At 63.4% G+C, this 18,281-nt stretch carries 15 protein-coding genes and 3 tRNA genes; 13 read left to right on the top strand and 5 right to left on the bottom strand.

Features of this window, described 5'->3' with window-relative positions:
- Nucleotides 1-129 precede the first annotated feature (129 nt).
- On the top strand, nt 130-1,050 hold the full coding sequence (locus tag HBF25_RS06540; protein ID WP_166947144.1) for an MASE1 domain-containing protein: 921 nt from the start codon (nt 130-132) through the stop codon (nt 1,048-1,050).
- A gap of 3 nt (nt 1,051-1,053) precedes the next feature.
- Here the strand turns inward: HBF25_RS06540 and HBF25_RS06535 are convergent, their stop codons facing one another.
- Nucleotides 1,054-1,494 (bottom strand): hypothetical protein, encoded by a 441-nt coding sequence (locus tag HBF25_RS06535; RefSeq protein WP_166947143.1) that lies wholly within the window; start codon nt 1,492-1,494, stop codon nt 1,054-1,056.
- Between the two features lie 331 nt (nt 1,495-1,825).
- Between HBF25_RS06535 and HBF25_RS06530 the strand changes: the two genes are divergently transcribed.
- A tRNA-Leu gene (locus HBF25_RS06530) sits at nt 1,826-1,910 on the top strand.
- Nucleotides 1,911-1,931: 21 nt separating this feature from the next.
- On the opposite strand, the gene HBF25_RS06525 is transcribed toward HBF25_RS06530, so the two are convergent.
- Nucleotides 1,932-2,351, bottom strand: coding sequence for a VOC family protein (locus HBF25_RS06525; protein WP_166947142.1), 420 nt, complete (start codon nt 2,349-2,351; stop codon nt 1,932-1,934).
- A 74-nt stretch (nt 2,352-2,425) separates the two neighbouring features.
- On the opposite strand from HBF25_RS06525, the gene HBF25_RS06520 reads away from it, so the two are divergent.
- Nucleotides 2,426-3,193, top strand: a complete 768-nt coding sequence (locus HBF25_RS06520; RefSeq protein WP_166947141.1) for a helix-turn-helix transcriptional regulator — start codon at nt 2,426-2,428, stop codon at nt 3,191-3,193.
- Nucleotides 3,194-3,226: 33 nt separating this feature from the next.
- On the opposite strand, the gene HBF25_RS06515 is transcribed toward HBF25_RS06520, so the two are convergent.
- Nucleotides 3,227-4,612, bottom strand: a complete 1,386-nt coding sequence (locus tag HBF25_RS06515) for an MFS transporter (protein ID WP_166947140.1) — start codon at nt 4,610-4,612, stop codon at nt 3,227-3,229.
- A gap of 95 nt (nt 4,613-4,707) precedes the next feature.
- On the opposite strand from HBF25_RS06515, the gene soxR reads away from it, so the two are divergent.
- From soxR to fabV, 10 genes are all read left to right on the top strand, one after another.
- Nucleotides 4,708-5,142, top strand: a complete 435-nt coding sequence (gene soxR / locus HBF25_RS06510) for a redox-sensitive transcriptional activator SoxR (RefSeq protein WP_166947139.1) — start codon at nt 4,708-4,710, stop codon at nt 5,140-5,142.
- Nucleotides 5,143-5,309: 167 nt separating this feature from the next.
- A complete protein-coding gene (gene tig, locus HBF25_RS06505) occupies nt 5,310-6,602 on the top strand; it encodes a trigger factor (protein ID WP_166947138.1) in 1,293 nt (430 codons plus the stop codon).
- A 56-nt stretch (nt 6,603-6,658) separates the two neighbouring features.
- Nucleotides 6,659-7,285, top strand: coding sequence for an ATP-dependent Clp endopeptidase proteolytic subunit ClpP (gene clpP, locus HBF25_RS06500; protein WP_425483445.1), 627 nt, complete (start codon nt 6,659-6,661; stop codon nt 7,283-7,285).
- A 104-nt stretch (nt 7,286-7,389) separates the two neighbouring features.
- On the top strand, nt 7,390-8,685 hold the full coding sequence (gene clpX / locus HBF25_RS06495) for an ATP-dependent Clp protease ATP-binding subunit ClpX (protein WP_166947136.1): 1,296 nt from the start codon (nt 7,390-7,392) through the stop codon (nt 8,683-8,685).
- Nucleotides 8,686-8,851: 166 nt separating this feature from the next.
- A complete protein-coding gene (gene lon / locus HBF25_RS06490) occupies nt 8,852-11,359 on the top strand; it encodes an endopeptidase La (protein ID WP_166947135.1) in 2,508 nt (835 codons plus the stop codon).
- Between the two features lie 318 nt (nt 11,360-11,677).
- Complete coding sequence (locus HBF25_RS06485) at nt 11,678-11,950, top strand: HU family DNA-binding protein (RefSeq protein ID WP_166947134.1); 273 nt, start codon at nt 11,678-11,680, stop codon at nt 11,948-11,950.
- 18 nt (nt 11,951-11,968) lie between these two features.
- Nucleotides 11,969-12,043: transfer RNA gene (locus HBF25_RS06480), tRNA-Val, on the top strand.
- A gap of 9 nt (nt 12,044-12,052) precedes the next feature.
- Nucleotides 12,053-12,129: transfer RNA gene (locus HBF25_RS06475), tRNA-Asp, on the top strand.
- An 85-nt stretch (nt 12,130-12,214) separates the two neighbouring features.
- Nucleotides 12,215-14,125 (top strand): SurA N-terminal domain-containing protein, encoded by a 1,911-nt coding sequence (locus tag HBF25_RS06470; RefSeq protein WP_166947133.1) that lies wholly within the window; start codon nt 12,215-12,217, stop codon nt 14,123-14,125.
- A gap of 316 nt (nt 14,126-14,441) precedes the next feature.
- Nucleotides 14,442-15,665 (top strand): enoyl-ACP reductase FabV, encoded by a 1,224-nt coding sequence (fabV, locus tag HBF25_RS06465; RefSeq protein ID WP_166947132.1) that lies wholly within the window; start codon nt 14,442-14,444, stop codon nt 15,663-15,665.
- Nucleotides 15,666-16,181: 516 nt separating this feature from the next.
- On the opposite strand, the gene HBF25_RS06460 is transcribed toward fabV, so the two are convergent.
- Together HBF25_RS06460 and gloB are read right to left on the bottom strand one after the other, a co-directional pair.
- Nucleotides 16,182-17,456 (bottom strand): transglycosylase SLT domain-containing protein, encoded by a 1,275-nt coding sequence (locus tag HBF25_RS06460; protein WP_166947131.1) that lies wholly within the window; start codon nt 17,454-17,456, stop codon nt 16,182-16,184.
- Nucleotides 17,453-18,220, bottom strand: coding sequence for a hydroxyacylglutathione hydrolase (gloB, locus tag HBF25_RS06455; RefSeq protein WP_166947130.1), 768 nt, complete (start codon nt 18,218-18,220; stop codon nt 17,453-17,455). Before gloB ends, HBF25_RS06460 begins: the two co-directional genes overlap by 4 nt.
- Between the last annotated feature and the right edge of the window lie 61 nt (nt 18,221-18,281).

Genomic DNA, 18,281 nt, shown 5'->3' with positions numbered 1-18,281 from the left:
CGGGAGGTAGGCGGATTCGGCAAACATGCCAACGGTGGACTCAGCAACCTACCATTGCGTGTCCATGCATGAGAAGGTAGGCAGTGGGGATGGTTCGCACGAACGCTGAAACGACTTGGGAGAGGCCGTTTGAAAGGAAGCAATGCGCATTGGTATGTCTGGGGGCAATACGTTGCGGTCGCCGCCGCTTATGAAGCGGTCTATGAGATCACGTATCACCTTTCCCCGCCTCAATTCCTGCTTACCACGGGCCTTCGCCTCGCATGTATGCTGCTTCTTCCCATGCGCTTCTGGCTGGCCATTGCATTAGGCGAATGCGTGCCGCTGATTGAAAATGCCGTGTTTTGCGCAGAGAAATTTGGAATGGCATGGGCATTTCTTGTGTCGATTCCAACGGTGGGGATCTGGTGGCCGGCCCTACAATCCATTCGGACCCGATGGCCGTTGAATGATTCGGATGGCCGGCTGCGAATGCATGTGTTTCTCGGGGCAACATTCTGCGTCTCTGTACTCACAGCGGTGACGATTACAGTGACGTGGCTCGCGGCCACTATGAATGTGCCCGGGAAGTTTCCTTCTCACGAGCCGGTTCAGATTCTCGTTTCATACCTGCTTGGTGCCTATTTGGGTGCCCTCACGTTGACGCCAGTTATCCTGGCTCTTCGCGAACGATTCCGTGCAAATGGATCGTTGATCACTATCCATGCCATATGGCGAAGCACTCTTCTTCGGGATGTAATCTGGTGGGTAGCTCCCACCCTTGCCGCGCTTGTCTGGTTCACACTGTCCACGTTGGATGAACCTAGCCGTGAAGTGGCACGTTTTGCGCTGCTGTGGCCTGTACTTGGCTTGACATGGCGACACGGATGGCACGGCACTGCGATCGGGGGGATGATGGCGAGCTTTGCTCTCGCCTCTACTGCCAGTGGTCCCTTTGACTCCGATACGCTAAAAGTGCAGGTCGTGTTGGCTCTGGTGTTATCGGGCGCCCTTGTCGCGGGCGCCCGATCACGAGAGGTTGCTGCAATGGTGCAAATCAATCGTTCCTAGAACTCAGGGATCGCGCTTGCTGCACACAGCAGGGTCGTCGCATGTTCCTGGGGCCACCATCATGCGAGCTGTTCCATTCGACTGCGGAGCAATGGAAATAGTCACCGTCTCGTCGTGATAAACCGGCTCGCCTGCTGGGGCGGCCGGATCGCCGTTGCCAATGACCCAGTGGGACGCGTCGAGCCCGATCGGGAGGTCAATGACCTGGTCTCCGGCCACAGCGATGGCGCCTCGTACGGTTCCAGCCGCATCGTTCACCTGGACGTACTGCACACCCGCACGTTCAAAGCGATAGACGTGATAACGCGAGCTTGTGCTCAGGTCGGTAGTGTTGGGCCATGACGCCCCGAGGCCGGTGGTTGCCTGAGGAGCAGCCAATGAGGCTCCTGTGACGGCGATAGCTGCGATGGCAACGCCATAACGGATGGGGGTGGGTAAGTACATACGTGCTCCTTGCATTGGTTGAGTGCAGCAAGCGTAACGGCGCCTGCGACCAGGTAGAGAACGATCCCGGCCACATTGTTATCTGCGTGTTTCGCCCCGTCGATGGGCACGATGTACGTACGCATCGTGCCGATAACCCAAAGTACACGCGTACCCACGGATATTGCACTCATTCCGCGTGTCCTTCGTTGTCTACGCTCGTAGCCCATTGATACTTAATATCAATGGGCATTCATGCTGTTGCCTGCTGGAGTGGCGAAGGCCTCCGGGCGCGGCAGCTGCGCCCCATCCATAGACCTTCGCCCCGCACATCCCTAAAATAGCGCCGCGAGCGAGAGTGGCGGAATTGGTAGACGCACCAGATTTAGGTTCTGGCGGAGAAATCCGTGAGGGTTCGAGTCCCTCCTTTCGCACCACGGCAAGGGCGCCCGATGGGATCAGCCGTACGCCACGGCCACATCGATCACCCAGGTGATCCCGAACCGGTCTTTCAGCATGCCGTACAGTGGCGACCATGCCGACGGTTTTATCGGCTCGATGACCGAACCGCCGTCAGCCAGCCCCTTCCATAGCGCCTGGGCCTCGGCTTCGCTATCGCATCGCAGCGACACGTAGAAAGCGTTCTCGCCGGGGTGCCAGGGCTGCTCCGGTCGCACGTCATATCCCATGACATGAAATCCTCCGTCGGTGACGACCTGGCCCCACATCACGTGGGACGGATCGGATGCCTTGTCGGCTTGCCCCGCATCGGCATAGCTCACCAGGGTGAGCTGCCCACCCAGCGCGTGCTGGTAGAAGGTCAGGGCATCCCGGGCCTGGTCGCGGAAATTGAGGTGGGTGACGGTACGGACGGACATGGGCGAGGGCTCCTGCGTGAGTGGTGGGATGGCCCGTAAGATACGAGTCCCTCCTGCCAGTTCCTGTCAGCTGAATGCCTCGCTCCGATCGCCTGTTTCGTCTGCTGCACCTGCTGCGCAGCCTGCCGCCCCCGGTTACGGCGCAGCAGCTGGCGTCGTCCGCAGGCATATCCCTGCGTTCGGTCTATCGCGACATCGAGGTGCTGCGCGCCGGCGGCGCGGAGATCGATAGCGAGCGCGGCTACGGCTATACGCTGATCAATGACGGCATCATGCGACCGCAGGCGTTCTCGCGTCTGGAGATCGAAGCCATTGCACTGGGCATGGCGGAAGTCCGGCATATGGGCGATGCAGCGTTGGCCGGGGCTGCTGAAACCGTGCTGGCGAAGGTGGCGTCCACGTTGCCCTCCAGGACGCAGGAGCACATGGCGCACGCCATCTCCCATGTACGACGTTTCGGCCAGCGCTACGCGGTGCTACCGGATGTCGATGTCATCCGCGAAGCCTGCTGGCAGGAGCGGGCTTTGCTCATCGATTACTCGGACAGGCAGGGGGCCTTTACCCGTCGCACCGTCTGGCCGCTGGCCGTGGTGTACCTGGAGCAGATGCTTGTGTTGCTGGCCCGATGCTGCCTTCGTGACGACTTCCGGATGTTCCGGCTCGAACGCATCCAGGCTGTGGAGGCCACCACGGTCAGCTTTCGGCCACGACGGGCAGGTTTACTGCGGCGCTATCTGCACGAGCTGGAGCAACGAGGAAGCAGTCCGACGGGGAAAGACCGGGAAAGGCGAATTGATGAAGCCGGTCCCGGGGAATCTGGTCTTGACTACCCCTCTGGATGAGTGGGGCGGACATGTTCGTCCGCCCATCCTGATTCAGCTCGGAACGTTGGTCCTGCGTGCCACGAGCACCCCGAGCAGGGCGAGCAAGGAGGTGATGGCGAAGTTCGCACTGAAGGCGGCGGTGTAGGAAAGCGCGAGCAGGGCGGCGAACAGCGAGCCGCCGAGGGCCAGCGTCGTGGATACCGTCAGCGACTCGCACAGCTGCAAGGCCGAGCTGTTCGTGCCCTGTTCCTCGGGCGACGACATGGAAAGGGTGGCCACCGAGACCGTGGCGTAGGTCATGCCCATGCCCAGGCCGCAAAGCGCCCAGCCCGCGATGGCGGCCGCGACCGGCATCCATGCATAGGTACCGAGCCCGGCGGCGATGCCGCCAACGAGCATGGCGACGGTACCGCGATGGATGATGGCCTGCCGCGAGATCTTCGCGTAATGACCCTGGTACCACGAGCCGGCGAACCAGCCGAGCGCTCCGCCGCTGATCGCAAGACCCGCCCAGAGCGGCGACATGCCGTGCTCGTGCGAGAGCATCAGGGGCAGGAAGGCCTCCGCGCCGAAGAACGCCGAAGCAACGATGCCGCGCAGGGCGATCACGGAAGGGAGGCCGCGCGCGCCGCGCAACGTGCCCTTCGGCAGCAGCTGCCGGCCACAGCCCAGGAGCAGGGCAAGGGCGGGTATGAGGATTACCGCAGCCAGCCAGCCGCTTTCCTGGCCGGCGACGAACAGCAGGCAGACGCCGACGGAGGCGCCGACGGCATTGAGCATGCGCCCCGGCTGCGGTGTGGCGACATGGCTGGGCGGGGCCAGCGAGGCAAGCGCGCCACGCAGGGCCAGGGCTGCGGGAACGGCCAGTACGGGCACGGCGAGGAAGACCCAGCGCCAGCCCACGTGTTCCACGATGGCGCCGCTGACGGCCGGGCCGATCAGGGCCGGCACCACCCAGCCTGCCGAGAACGAGGCGAACACCTTGGGCCGGAGGCTGTCGGGGTAGAGGTGCCCCACGATCACGTAGAGAGCGGGGAAGAGGCAGCCGGCACCGAAACCCTGCACGAGGCGGCCCACCAGCAGGGTTGGCATGTCGTGGGCGAAACCGGCAATGAGCAGGCCTGCGACGAACCCGACGAGGCCGGTCCAGATGGCGGGTGCAGGACCGCTGCGGTCGCTCCAGCGACCCGAGAGGGTCATGCCGATGACGCTGGTGGCAAGCACGCCACCGAAGGCCAGGGCGTACAGCTTCAGCCCATCGAGCTCGCGCGCCACCGTGGGCATCGCCGTGGTGACCGCCAGGGCTTCGAAGGCGATGAGGGAAATCAGGGCCACCATGCCGATGGTGGCCGCGCGGTAGGTCGGGGAGAGGATGCCATCCGTCGGCGTGGCCTCCCTGGCCGGGCGGAGTTCTGGTTCGCTGGTACTCACGTTCATCCGATACATCCTGGGGTAGGGGGCAGTGTCGCACGCTTGCATCGGGCGACCCGTGAGATCAGGATAGAACCTCAACTTTGGTTTAGGTCAAGCGCATGCGGGAGCTGAGTGTCGGCGAGGTGGCAAACCGGTCGGGCGTGGCGGTGTCCGCGCTGCACTTCTATGAGCGCAAGGGCCTGATCCACAGCCTGCGCACGGCAGGCAACCAGCGGCGCTACCCGGCCGACGTGCTGCGCCGGATCGCCGTGATCCGGGTGGCCCAGCGGGTAGGCATCCCCCTGGAAGCCGTGGGCCGGGCCTTCGCGAACCTGCCCTCGGGCCGCTCCCCGGGCCGTGACGACTGGGCCGCCATGTCGGCGGCCTGGCGGGACGAACTGGAGCAGCGCATCGCCCAACTGCACAATCTCAAGGATCGCCTCACGGGCTGCATCGGCTGCGGCTGCCTCTCGCTGGAGGCCTGCTCCCTCATGAATCCCGGGGATGCGCTGGCTGCGGAGGGGGACGGACCCAGGCGCTGGACGGGCGAATAGCGCATGTTGCGGGGGCGGGAAGGCAAAACGTAGAATGGGCAGTCATTTGCGGGGTTTTTCGCCACCGGGGAGGCGATCGATCCGGCATCCGTGTAATTCCCTTTGTTTCGGTTCGGCGACGGATGGTCGCCATCGCGCCACGTCACGTGGTGGTTTCAGGAGAGGTCATGCAGGTTTCGGTTGAGAATGTCGGCAAGCTCGGGCGCAAGCTCACGGTGAAGTTCCCGGCTGAGCGCCTCGAGGCGCAGGTCAGCGAGCGCATCGCGGAAATGGGTCGTACGGTCCGCCTGAAGGGCTTCCGTCCCGGCAAGGTGCCCACCACCGTGATCAAGCAGCGCTTCGGCGCGCAGGTCCGTGGCGAAGCCCTTTCCGAGCTTATCGGCTCCACCCTGCGTGACGCCGTCACCCAGGAAAAGCTGCAACCCATCGCCAACCCGTCGGTCGACACCACCGGCAATCCGGTGGACGGCGAGATCGCCTACACCGCCACCTTCGAGATCATGCCGGAGTTCCCGGCCATCGACGTGACCGGTCTGGAAATCGCCCGTCCGAAGGCCGAGGTCAAGGACACCGACATCGACAAGATGATCGAGACCCTGCGCACCCAGCGCCGCAGCTTCGACGAAGTGTCGCGCGCCTCGAAGGACGGCGACTTCGTCATGTTCGAATACGCCGCCGAAGCCGGTGACTACCGCTTCCCGGCCGAAGGCCTCGAGCGCGCCGGCAGCGTGCTGGGCTCGGGCACCCTGTTCAAGGCGCTCGACGAGGCCCTCACCGGCCGCACGGCCGGTGACGACCTGGTCCAGGACGTGGCCTTCCCGGAAGACTTCCGCAACCCGGACCTGGCCGGCAAGACCGCCAAGGTCACCCTGAAGATCGTCAAGGTGCAGGAGCCGAACCTCCCGGCCGTGGACGACGACTTCGTGAAGCTGTTCGGCGTGGCCGACGGCAGCATCGAGACCTTCCGCAAGGAAGTCCGCGCCAACCTCGAGCGCGAACTGAAGGCGACCGTGATGGCCCGCCTGAAGTCCGAAGTGGCCGAGAAGCTGGCCGGCGCCTACGCCGAGCTTGACGTGCCTGATCTCATGGCCAACGCCGAGGCCGAGAGCCTTGCCGCCGGCAACCTGCCGCGCGGCCAGCAGCCGTCGCCGGAGATGGTGGCCGAGGCCCTGCCGTTCGCCCGCAAGCGCGTCATCGCCGCCCTGATCATGGGTGAGATCGCCCGCAAGAACGAGCTGCGCCTGGATCGCAAGCGCCTGGCCGAGATGCTCACGGCGATTGCCTCTACCTATGAAGAGCCGGAAAAGGTCATTGAACTGTATAACGGCGATCCCCAACTGATGCAGGGACTGCAGAACCGCGTGATGGAAGACCAGGTGGCCGAGTGGGTGGCGGATAACGCCAAGTCCACCGACCAGGAACTGAGCTTCGACGAGGTGATGCGACCGGTCGGCGCGTAAGCGCCGATCCTCTGGTTACCACCCCGGGCCCCACTCGAAGGAGAGACCGCATGTCCATGGCTCCGATCCAGAATCTCAACCTGGTGCCCATCGTCGTCGAGCAGACCTCGCGCGGCGAGCGTTCGTACGACATTTATTCGCGTCTCCTCAAGGAGCGCATCATCTTCGCGGTCGGCCCGGTCGACGATTACATGGCCAATGTGATCGTCGCCCAGATGCTGTTCCTCGAGTCCGAGAACCCGGACAAGGACATCAACCTGTACATCAACAGCCCCGGTGGTTCCGTCACCGCGGGCATGGCGATCTACGACACGATGCAGTTCATCAAGCCCGACGTCAGCACCATGTGCATCGGCCAGGCGGCTTCGATGGGCGCCTTGCTGCTGGCCGCCGGTGCGGCGGGCAAGCGGTTCTCCCTGCCGCACTCCCGGATCATGATCCACCAGCCCTGGGCTGGCGGCATTTCCGGCCAGGCCACCGACATCGAGATTCACGCCCGTGAAATTCTCACGATGCGTGAGCGGCTTAACGCGATCCTGGCCCACCATAGCGGCAAGACGGTGGACGAGATCGCCCGCGATACCGAGCGCGACCGCTTCATGAGCGGCGCCGAGGCCCAGGCCTATGGCCTGATCGACTCGGTGGCCGAGAAGCGCACGGACGAAACCGTCCGGTCGGCTTGATTGAACTTTTTCGCTTGTGAAAACCAGCACTTCGCTCCTGATTCCAGGGGCGGAGTGCTGTGCTATTCTCAAAGCGCACCTGGATTCTCAGTAGGGCCCAAAGCATGAGCGACGAGCGGCAGAGCCGTTCCAATGACGGCGGAAAGATTCTTTATTGCTCCTTCTGCGGCAAGAGCCAGCATGAAGTGCGCAAGCTGATCGCCGGTCCCAGCGTGTTCATCTGCGACGAATGCGTTGAGCTGTGCAACGACATCATCCGCGAGGAACTGGAAGAAAAGGCGGCCTCCGGCCGTACCCAACTTCCGAAGCCCCGCGAAATCATGGAAGCGCTCGACCAGTACGTGGTCGGCCAGACGCGTGCCAAGAAGGCACTGTCCGTTGCCGTCTACAACCACTACAAGCGCATGGAATCGCGCCAGAAGAACGACGAAGTCGAGCTGGGCAAGTCCAACATCCTCCTGATCGGTCCCACCGGTTCGGGCAAGACGTTGCTGGCCGAGACCCTGGCCCGACTGCTCAACGTGCCCTTCACCATCGCCGACGCCACCACGCTCACCGAGGCGGGTTACGTGGGTGAGGATGTCGAAAACATCATCCAGAAGCTCCTGCAGAAGTGCGACTACGACGTCGAGAAGGCGCAGAGCGGCATCGTCTACATCGATGAAATCGACAAGATCTCGCGCAAGAGCGAAAACCCGTCGATTACCCGCGACGTTTCCGGCGAAGGCGTGCAGCAGGCCCTGCTCAAGCTCATCGAGGGCACGCTCGCCTCGGTGCCGCCGCAGGGCGGCCGCAAGCACCCGCAGCAGGAGTTCCTGCAGGTCGACACGCGCAACATCCTCTTCATCTGCGGCGGTGCGTTTGCCGGCCTGGAGAAGGTGATCCAGCAGCGTTCCGAGACCACGGGCATCGGCTTCGGCGCCGAAGTGCGCTCCAAGGAGCGCACGGAAAACGTCGGCAAGAAGCTGTCCGAGGTCGAGCCGGCCGATCTGGTCCGTTTCGGTCTCATTCCGGAATTCGTCGGCCGCCTTCCGGTCGTGGCCACGCTCGACGAACTCGACGAGGCTGCCCTGGTGCAGATTCTCACCGAGCCGAAGAATGCGGTCACCAAGCAGTTCCGCAAGCTGTTCGACATGGAAGGCGCCGAGCTGGAATTCCGCCCGGAGGCCCTGTCCGCCATCGCCCGTCGCGCGCTCAAGCGCAAGACCGGTGCACGCGGCCTGCGTACCATCCTCGAACAGGTCCTGCTCGATACGATGTTCGAGCTGCCGTCCCTTGAGCACGTCAGCAAGGTGGTGGTGGACGACGCCGTGATCGAAGGCCAGGCAGAGCCCTACCTGATCTACCGTGGCAACCTGCAGCAGCAGCGGATTGCGGGAGAGGGCGGCGACGCGGCCTGACGGTCCGCGCCGCCCCTGGACGGCCCCGGCGTCGCAAGGCGCCGGGGCCGTTTTCGTTTCACCCGGGCTCTTGATCGCCTTTCCGCGCGCCACCACTTGACGTTCATGGCGGCTCCGGCGCAGTGTCGGGGCGAGCCCTAAAATCTCCGAGGGAAATCCCAAGCACATGGCGAAGAATCGCAGCCAAACCACGAGCGGAGCCGCGCTGGACCTGTTGCCGGTCCTGCCCCTGCGTGACGTTGTCGTCTACCCGCACATGGTCATTCCGCTGTTCGTGGGACGCGACAAGTCCATGCGTGCACTGGAGCAGGCGATGGAAGGCGAGCGGCAGATCCTGCTCGTCGCGCAGAAGAGCCCCGACATCGACGATCCGGCCGTGGGCGACCTGCACCAGGTCGGCACCCTGGCTGGTGTCCTGCAGCTGCTGAAACTGCCCGATGGCACCGTTAAGGTGCTGGTCGAGGGGCAGTCGCGCGTGCAGATCGAATCGTTCGAGGACGAAGCCGGCATGATGAGCGGTCGCGCCCGCGTCATCGAGCCCATCTACAGCAGCAACGAACGCGAGCTGGACGTCGTCTCGCGCTCGCTCGTTTCCCTGTTCGAACAACTGGTGAAGCAGAGCCGCAAGCTCCCGCCGGAAATCCTCGCCACCCTCTCGGGCATCGAGGATCCCTCGCGTCTTGCCGACTCCATCGCCGCGCATCTTTCCGTGCGCATGGCCGACAAGCAGAAGGTGCTCGAAACCTCCGATGTCGGCCAGCGTCTCGAACTGCTGATCGGTCTCGTCGATGGTGAGATGGATCTCCAGCAGGTCGAGAAGCGCATCCGCGGCCGCGTGAAGTCGCAGATGGAGAAGAGCCAGCGCGAGTACTACCTCAACGAGCAGATGAAGGCCATCCAGAAGGAGCTGGGTGAGGGCGAGGAGGGCGCGAACGAACTGGACGAACTCCAGAAGAAGATCGAAGCCGCCGGCATGCCCAAGGCCGTGCTCACCAAGGCCAAGCAGGAATTCAACAAGCTCAAGCAGATGTCGCCGATGTCTGCCGAGGCCACCGTGGTGCGCAACTACCTCGACTGGGTGGTGGGTGTGCCGTGGAAGAAGCGTTCGAAGGTCCGCAAGGATCTTGCCCTGGCGCAGGAAACCCTCGACGCCGATCACTTCGGTCTTGAGAAGGTCAAGGATCGCATCCTTGAGTACCTCGCCGTGCAGCAGCGCGTCGATCGCATGAAGGGCCCCATCCTCTGCCTCGTCGGTCCGCCCGGCGTGGGCAAAACCTCGCTCGGCCAGTCCATCGCGAAGGCGACGAACCGCAAGTTCGTTCGCATGAGCCTGGGTGGCGTGCGGGACGAGGCCGAGATTCGTGGTCACCGCCGTACGTATATCGGTTCGATGCCGGGCCGCATCGTGCAGAACCTCAACAAGGTCGGTTCCAAGAACCCGCTGTTCGTCCTGGATGAAATCGACAAGATGTCGATGGATTTCCGTGGCGATCCGTCGTCGGCCCTGCTGGAAGTGCTCGATCCGGAGCAGAACAACGCCTTCAACGACCACTACCTGGAAGTCGATCTCGATCTCTCCGAAGTGATGTGGATCGCCACGGCCAACTCGCTCAACATTCCCGGTCCGCTGCTCGACCGCATGGAAGTCATCCGCATCCCGGGTTACACCGAAGACGAAAAGCTCAACATCGCGCAGAAGTACCTGCTGCCGAAGCAGCTCAAGGCCAACGGCCTGAAGAGCGGCGAGCTTGCCGTGGCGGAAGATGCGTTGCGCGACATCGTGCGCTTCTACACGCGTGAATCGGGTGTGCGTAACCTCGAGCGCGAAATCTCCAAGATCTGCCGCAAGGTGGTGAAGGAGCTGGCGCTCGGTACCGTGCCGGCCAGTGCGAAGGCGAAGGTGAAGAAGCCGGCCGCGAAGGCAGCGAAGGGCAAGGCGCTCGCGCCGGACCTCGTGCGCGTCGATGCCGCCAACCTCGACCATTACCTCGGTGTGCGTCGCTTCGACTTCGGTCGTGCGGAGCAGCAGAACGAAGTGGGCCTGGTCACGGGCCTGGCCTGGACCCAGGTCGGTGGCGACCTGCTCAGCATCGAAGCGTCCGTAGTGCCGGGCAAGGGTCGTCTGGTCCACACCGGCCAGCTTGGCGACGTGATGAAGGAATCGATCCAGGCGGCGCTCAGCGTGGTTCGTGCGCGTGCGGCGGGCCTGGGTATCGAGCCAGACTTCCACGAGAAGCTCGACATCCATATCCACGTACCGGAAGGTGCCACGCCGAAGGATGGTCCGAGTGCGGGCATCGCCATGGGCACGGCGCTCGTCTCTGCGCTTACCAAGGTGCCGGTGCGCTCCGAGGTGGCGATGACGGGCGAGATCACCCTCCGGGGTCGCGTGCTCCCCATCGGCGGGCTCAAGGAGAAGCTGCTGGCGGCGCATCGCGGCGGCATCACCACGGTGATCATCCCCGAGGAAAACCGCAAGGATCTCGCCGATCTGCCGGAGAACATCACCTCGTCGCTGGATATCCATCCGGTGAAGTGGATCGACGAAGTGCTTGATCTCGCGCTGGAGCGCCCGATCGGGCAGGCCAAGAGTGGCAACGGCAGCGAGAGCGTCGATGTGCCGCGTACGAAGGGCAAGGGCAAGGCGAAGGATTCTCCGTCGGTCACCCATTGATCGTTTCGTGAGGCGAACAAGAGCGCACCCAGGTGCGCTCTTTTCGTTTTCGTCGTCCTGTCATTGCGCCCGCGCAATAATCGTTTTTCTGCATTCGCGCAACCCTCGAATTACCATGCATACGCGCTGAAAGCCTTGGTATTGCTTGTATTGCGGTGGGGGTAGGGCGCTGGTATAAAGGCGTCACCGCGATCATCCGCGCCGCAACGGCACCATCGATCACGGGGTCGTATTTGAGATCACACGATCTTCACGACCTAATGTCTTTCGCCCAGGATCGCCGTCCGGCGATTCGAATCACCTTTAGGGAGTCACGTAATGAATAAAACCGAACTGGTCGCCGCCATCGCCGAAAAGTCCGAGCTGTCGAAGGCTGATGCCGCTCGTGCGCTCGAAGGCCTGATCGAGGCCGTCAAGGACACCCTGAAGAAGGGTGAAGATGTCGCCGTCGTCGGTTTCGGCACGTTCAAGCTGCGTAGCCGCGCTGCCCGTACCGGCCGCAACCCGCGCACGAACGAAGAGATCAAGATCCCGGCATCGAAGGTCCCGGCCTTCACCGCTGGCAAGGCGCTCAAGGATCACGTAAACTAACTGGTCTTACCGTACGGAGGGTGCTTAGCTCAGCGGTAGAGCGTCGCCTTTACACGGCGCTGGTCGGGGGTTCGATCCCCTCAGCACCCACCAAACGGAAGTGGAGTGGTAGTTCAGTCGGTTAGAATGCTGGCCTGTCACGCCGGAGGTCGCGGGTTCGAGTCCCGTCCACTCCGCCATTGGTCCGCAAAGGCGCCCGTGTGGCGCCTTTGCTTTATCTACCGTCGGTAAGGATTTGCCGGCGCAACCGTTGCGAGTCGCATCATGCTGCAAGCCCTGCGTAACAAGATCCATGGTTGGCCGGCGGCCATCGTCCTCGGCGTCTGCGTATTCGCTGTCGCGTTCTTCGGCATCGAGTCGTACTTCGTCTCGCGTGTCGACACTTACGTGGCCAAGGTCGGCGACCAAGAGATTTCGCAGCAGGATTGGCAGAATCGCCTCAACGAGCTGCGCCAGCAGTTCTCGCAGACGCCGAATTCGCCGTACTCGGCGGCTGATCTCGAGAAGCCCGAGTTCAAACAGAAAGTACTCGACGGCATGATCAGCCAGGCGCTGCTGCAGCAGGCCAACACCAACCTCAAGCTCACGGTGTCCGACCTCGATGTGCGCAACACCATCGGCGGCGACCCGGGCTTCCAGGTCAACGGCCAGTTCAGCCCCGAGGCCTATCGCGCAATCCTCAACATGCAGGGCATGACGCCGGCGATGTACGAGGCGAAGATCCGCTCGTCGCTGTCCACGCAGCTCATCCCGCAGGCTATTTCGTCCACCACGCTGGTCAGCGAGGCGGACGTCGACAACTTCTTCCGTCTGCGCATGCAAAAGCGCGACCTGCGTTTCGCGACGCTGCCGCGTCCGTCGCTCACGGATGCGAACGTGTCCGACGCCGATATCGAATCGTTCTACAAGCAGCACATCGTCGATTACACGGTGCCCGAGCAGGTGTCGGTCGATTATCTCGAAGTGAAGCAGGCCGATCTCAAGATCGGAACGCCCACCGACGAGCAGCTGCACGAGTACTACGACAAGTTCAAGCAGCGCTATGCGCAGCCGGAACAGCGCGAGGCGTCGCACATCCTCATCGAAGTGCCGAAGAACGCCACGCCGGACCAGCAGAAGGCTGCCCTCGAAAAGGCGAAGAAGATCGCCGCCGAAGCTACGCCGGAAAACTTCGCCAAGCTGGCTGCCGAAAACTCGGATGACGCGGGCTCCAAGCGCACCGGCGGCGACTTGGGCTGGCTGGAAAAAGGTGTTGCCAACGCGGCCTTCGACACGGCGCTGTTCGGCATGAAAAAGGGCGACATCACGCACGAGCCGGTGCTGTCGCCGGACGAGGGCTACCACATCATCTGGCTGCGCGACGCCCGCGACGGCGACGCCAAGCCGTTTGCCGAAGTCCGTGGCCAGCTGGCCAGCGACTGGGCGAAGAACGAGGGCGAGCGCCTCTACAACGAGCGTGCAGGTCAGATGGCCGATCTCGCCGAGCGCAACCCGGGCTCGCTCGATGCCGTGGCGAAGGAACTGGACATCCAGATCAAGACCTCGCCGCTGTTCAGCCGTCAGGGCGGAGAAGGCATCCCGAGCGATCCGAAGTTCGCCCAGGCCGCTTTCGCCGACGACGTGCTCAACCAGGGCAACAATTCCTCGCTCGTCCAGCTGGGCAAGGGCGATGCGATCGTCATGCATCTCAATAAGCACAACGCCGCTGCTCCGAAGGCGCTGGCCGATGTGAAGGACAGCGTGCGCCAGCGCATCCTCGACGAGCGCGTCGACGTGCTCGCGAAGAAGCAGGCCGACGACCTCGTGGCCCAGCTCGCCAAGGGTGGTGATGCCGCCTCGCTCATCAAGGCCCCGGTGCGTGCACTGCCCGATCTTGAGCGCGACAAGCTCGCCACCGTGAAGGACGTGCCGGAGGAGATCCTGGTGCAGTCCTTCAGCCTGCCGCATCCGGTGGATGGCAAGGCAGTGTGGTCGGTAATCCGTACCGACAACGCAACCTATGCGCTGGTGGCGGTCGACAAGGTGACCGACGGCGACCCGTCCAAGGTGGAGAAGGCCCAGCGCGACGGCCTGCGCGGCCAGATGACGGACGCGATGGCCCAGGCAGTGACCATGGACTACGTCCAGGCGCTCCGGGCGAAGGCCGAGATCAAGATCGCGCAGGACCGGATGTAAGGTTTGCCTTGATCGGCAGATTTAAAAGGCCCCGGCTTTGTCCGGGGCCTTTTTTGTGGGGTAAAGCGGTCGCGCGCAGGGGCGCGGCACGGGCGGATCGCCTCCCTGTTATGGTCGCGCGCAGGCGCGCTCCTACAGGGGTACGGTGCCTTGTAGGAGCGCGCCTGCGCGCGACCACAACAGGTTCACAACACCCATCCGGGCCGTATCCCCCCAGGAGCGCGCCTGTGCGCGACCGCTCTTGCGCACCATGCGGAAGCGAATGGCCCCCGCCCCCATTACAATGGCCGCCTAAATCGCGTCAAAGGAATCATCCGTGATCATCAAACCCAAGGTCCGAGGCTTCATCTGCGTCACCGCCCATCCCACCGGTTGCGCGCAGAACGTGAAGGAACAGATCGCCATCACCAAGGCCAGCGGCGAATTCGCCAAGGGACCGAAGAACGTCCTCGTCATCGGCGCATCCACCGGCTACGGCCTGGCCTCGCGCATCACTGCGGCCTTCGGTCACGGTGCGGCGACCCTGGGGGTCTTTTTCGAGAAGCCCTCGAGCGAAGACAAGACCGGTACCGCGGGCTGGTACAACTCTCACGCTTTCGATGCGCTGGCCCGCGAAGCCGGCCTCTTCGCGAAGTCGATCAACGGCGATGCCTTCGCCAACGAAACGCGCGCGAAGGCCATCGAGATCATCAAGAACGAGATGGGCGGCAAGATCGACCTCGTCGTCTATTCGCTGGCCTCGCCGGTGCGCAAGCTTCCGGAAGGCACGGCCTTGGGCGAGCCGGGTACGGTAGTGCGCTCCGCGCTGAAGACCATGGGTGACACCTTTACGGCATCCTCCGTGGATACCAACAAGGACGCCGTGGTGCAGGCCACCGTCGAGCCGGCCAACGAGCAGGAAGTCAAAGACACCGTCACCGTCATGGGTGGCGAAGACTGGTCGATGTGGATCGATGCACTGGCCGAGGCCGGTGTACTGGCGGATCACGCCACGACCATCGCTTACAGCTACGTTGGCACGTCCATTACCTGGCCGATCTACTGGCACGGCACGCTGGGTCAGGCCAAGCAGCACGTGGATCGCACGGCGAAAGAACTGCGCGCGCGTCATGCCGACAAGCACCTGCGCTCGTATGTGGGCGTGATGAAGTCGGTGGTCACCCAGGCCAGCTCGGCCATCCCGGTGATTCCGCTTTACGTGTCGATGGTCTTCAAGATCATGAAGGCCAAGGGCATCCACGAAGGCACCATCGAGCAGATCAACCGTCTGTTCCACGACCGCCTGTATCGTGCGGATGGCGCCGCGCCGGAAACCGACAGCGAAGGCCGCCTGCGCCTGGACGACTGGGAGCTTCGCGACGACGTGCAGGGCGAGTGCAAGGCCCTGTGGCCCACCGTCACCACGGCGAACCTGTGGGACGACACCGACTACGCCGGTTACAAGCACGGCTTCATCAAGCTGTTCGGTTTCGAAGCGGAAGGCGTGGATTACGACGCCGACGTGAGCGCCGACGTGCAGTGGGACGTGGTGCAACTCTGAAGAACTAGTGCGACGAGCTGCCCCCCACCAGCTCGTCGTTCCTGTGAAAACAGGAACCCAGCGCCCCGATTCACCAGCAAACGCCATCCAGCTACATCGGCTCGTGTGTAGGTGACGCTTTTGCGAAAGCCCACCGCACCGCACTGGGTCCCTGCTTTCGCAGGGACGACGTGAGGGGTAGGTGGGGAGTTGCAATCTCGCAACCCGTCGTTCCTGCGAACGCAGGAACCCAGCGCCCCGGTTCACCAGTAAGCACCGCTGCGTTGCATCGGCTTGTGTGTAGGTGACCCTCTCGCGAAAACCCACCGCACCGCACTGGGTCCCTGTTTTCACAGGGACGACGTGAGGGATAGGTGGGGAGCTGCGATCTCGCAGCCCGTCGTTCCTGCGAACGCAGGAACCCAGCGCCCCGGTTCACCAGTAAGCGCCGCCACGCTGCATCGGCTCGTGTGCAGCAGCCCCTCTCGCGAAAACTGAGTGCACCGCACTGCGTCCAAAATTTTCGCAAGGACGACGTTATCGCGATGCCGTGAGCTTCAGGACCTGACCTGGCTTTACAGCCTTCGACGGAAGATCGTTCCACTTCACCAGTTCATCCACGCTCACCTGGTGCAGGCGTGCAATGGACCACAGCGATTCGCCGCTGTTGACCTTGTGGATCGCAAGCTGCGGTGCTTCAGCCTTGCTGGCAGGCGCGGACTTCTTCGGTGTCGCCTTTGCGACAGCCTTCGTATTCTTCGTGGCGTGTGCCTTCTTCCCATGCTTCGAGGAGGAAGACTTCGACGGCGTATCGTCCACATCGTCGGCAGGCGTCGTGTCAGGCACATCCGCCACCGGATCAACCGGCCCCAGCTTGTACTGGTCGGCCGCCGTCTTCGGCAGCAGCAGGCTCGAATACACCGTGCCCTTGTTCGTACGATACGCCGGATTGAAACCGCGCAGATCATCCGTGGTCATGCCCGATTGCTTCGCTGCCTGTGCGAGCGACTGCGGATTCGACACCTGCACGACCTGCAACGCCTCTTCGGTATCCTGCTTCGGCAGGCGTACGTTGAAGCGTTCCGGATTGCGCACGATGCAGGCGATGGCCATCAGCTTCACGAGATGTTCCTTCGTGTTCGCTTTCATCGGTACATCGGGCAGCCCATCGTCGCCCGACGGACCACCGTGCTTCTCGATGGTCTTCTTCAGGCCGAACTCGCCGGCGTTGTAGGCCACGTCGACCAGGCGCCAGTCGCCGAGATCATCGTAATAGCGGCGCATCATCGACATCACCGATTCGGTGGACTTCGTGATATCGAGGCGTTCGTCGTAATTCTTGTCCACGCGCAGGCCGAGCGTATGCGCCGTGTCGGGCATGATCTGCCACATCCCGGCCGGGCGGTTCTTCTTGCCCGGCACGTGGCGATACTGGCTTTCCACCCAGGGCAGCAGGGCGAACTCACCTGCCACGCCATGCGTCATGGCCGACTTGTGCGCATACACGATCAGCGGCAACACCTCGTTGATCTGTTGCTCGAAGCGGTTGGGCTTCTGCGTGTACGTGCGTGCCCAGGCCGACACCTGTGGGTCGGCCGAGCATCCCGGCATGCCGAAACTATCCCGCATGCCTGCCCAGAAATCGGCCGGCGGGGCAGGGCGCATCATCTTCGGCACGAAGGCGATGTCCTGCACCGGCTGCACGGGGGCAGGCGCGGGCGGTGGAGCGACGGGGCGGGAAGGCGTGGCGGCACAGGCCGTGAGCACGAGCGGAATGAGGGTGGGCAACAGCCGCCGGGTGAGAGCGATCATGCTTTGAAGGTGTCCTTGGCCTGGCGGAGCGCGGCGAAGCGCTCCACCCGCGTGGCGTGTTCCTTGCCTTGTGTTTGAACCCAGCGGGCAATGGCCTCGCTGTCGACACGAAGGAAGGGGTTGGTGGCGTACTCGTCGGCGAGGTTGCTGGGCACGCTGGGGCGGCCCTCCTCGCGCAAGCGCGCCACCTCGTCACGACGGAGGCGCAAGGGGCCGTTGTCCGGATCGACGCTGAGCGCGAAACGAATGTTGGCCGCGGTGTACTCGTGGGCGCAGCAGACCAGCGTCTCGGGAGGCAGGTCGGCAAAGCGGTCCAGCGAGGCGAGCATCTGCTCCGGCGTGCCTTCGAAAAGGCGGCCGCAGCCGACGCTGAATAAGGTATCGCCGCAGAACAGGAAGCCTTCGCCGAAGTAGGCCACGTGCGAACTCGTGTGGCCAGGCACGGCGATGACCCTGAACGTGGCCTTCGGCGATTCCAGGGTGATGACGTCGCCATCGTCCACGAAGTGGTTCTTCGGCTGGATGCGCGGATCGGCGGTGGCGTATACCTCGACGTCGTGGCGTGCCACGAGATCGGAGACGCCCCCGACATGGTCGTTGTGGTGGTGCGTCAGCAGGATCGCGCGCAGCTCCCAGCCACGCTCCGCGAGGGCGGCTTCGACGGGGGCGGCTTCACCGGGATCCACGACAAAGGCGTTGCCTTCGTCATCGGCGACCAGCCAGATGTAGTTGTCGCTCAAGGCCGCGACGGGTACCCAATGCATCGGGTTGGCTCCGCAACGTCGATAGGGCGCGAACACCCAGGGAATGGCCGCCCGGAGGGCG

The organism is Luteibacter anthropi, from assembly GCF_011759365.1.
Classification (GTDB): domain Bacteria; phylum Pseudomonadota; class Gammaproteobacteria; order Xanthomonadales; family Rhodanobacteraceae; genus Luteibacter; species Luteibacter anthropi.
The sequence above is the reverse complement of the archived record's forward strand: the minus strand, read 5'-3'. Positions and strand labels throughout refer to the sequence as shown.

Coding starts and splice junctions, on each gene's coding strand:
- HBF25_RS06520 (WP_166947141.1), top strand. CDS start 2,426: ATGCCTCGCTCCGATCGCCTGTTTCGTCTGCTGCACCTGCTGCGCAGC.
- lon (WP_166947135.1), top strand. CDS start 8,852: ATGGCGAAGAATCGCAGCCAAACCACGAGCGGAGCCGCGCTGGACCTG.
- HBF25_RS06485 (WP_166947134.1), top strand. CDS start 11,678: ATGAATAAAACCGAACTGGTCGCCGCCATCGCCGAAAAGTCCGAGCTG.
- HBF25_RS06460 (WP_166947131.1), bottom strand. CDS start 17,456: ATGATCGCTCTCACCCGGCGGCTGTTGCCCACCCTCATTCCGCTCGTG.
- tig (WP_166947138.1), top strand. CDS start 5,310: ATGCAGGTTTCGGTTGAGAATGTCGGCAAGCTCGGGCGCAAGCTCACG.
- HBF25_RS06535 (WP_166947143.1), bottom strand. CDS start 1,494: ATGTACTTACCCACCCCCATCCGTTATGGCGTTGCCATCGCAGCTATC.
- HBF25_RS06525 (WP_166947142.1), bottom strand. CDS start 2,351: ATGTCCGTCCGTACCGTCACCCACCTCAATTTCCGCGACCAGGCCCGG.
- HBF25_RS06515 (WP_166947140.1), bottom strand. CDS start 4,612: ATGAACGTGAGTACCAGCGAACCAGAACTCCGCCCGGCCAGGGAGGCC.
- clpX (WP_166947136.1), top strand. CDS start 7,390: ATGAGCGACGAGCGGCAGAGCCGTTCCAATGACGGCGGAAAGATTCTT.
- gloB (WP_166947130.1), bottom strand. CDS start 18,220: ATGCATTGGGTACCCGTCGCGGCCTTGAGCGACAACTACATCTGGCTG.
- soxR (WP_166947139.1), top strand. CDS start 4,708: ATGCGGGAGCTGAGTGTCGGCGAGGTGGCAAACCGGTCGGGCGTGGCG.
- HBF25_RS06470 (WP_166947133.1), top strand. CDS start 12,215: ATGCTGCAAGCCCTGCGTAACAAGATCCATGGTTGGCCGGCGGCCATC.
- clpP (WP_425483445.1), top strand. CDS start 6,659: ATGGCTCCGATCCAGAATCTCAACCTGGTGCCCATCGTCGTCGAGCAG.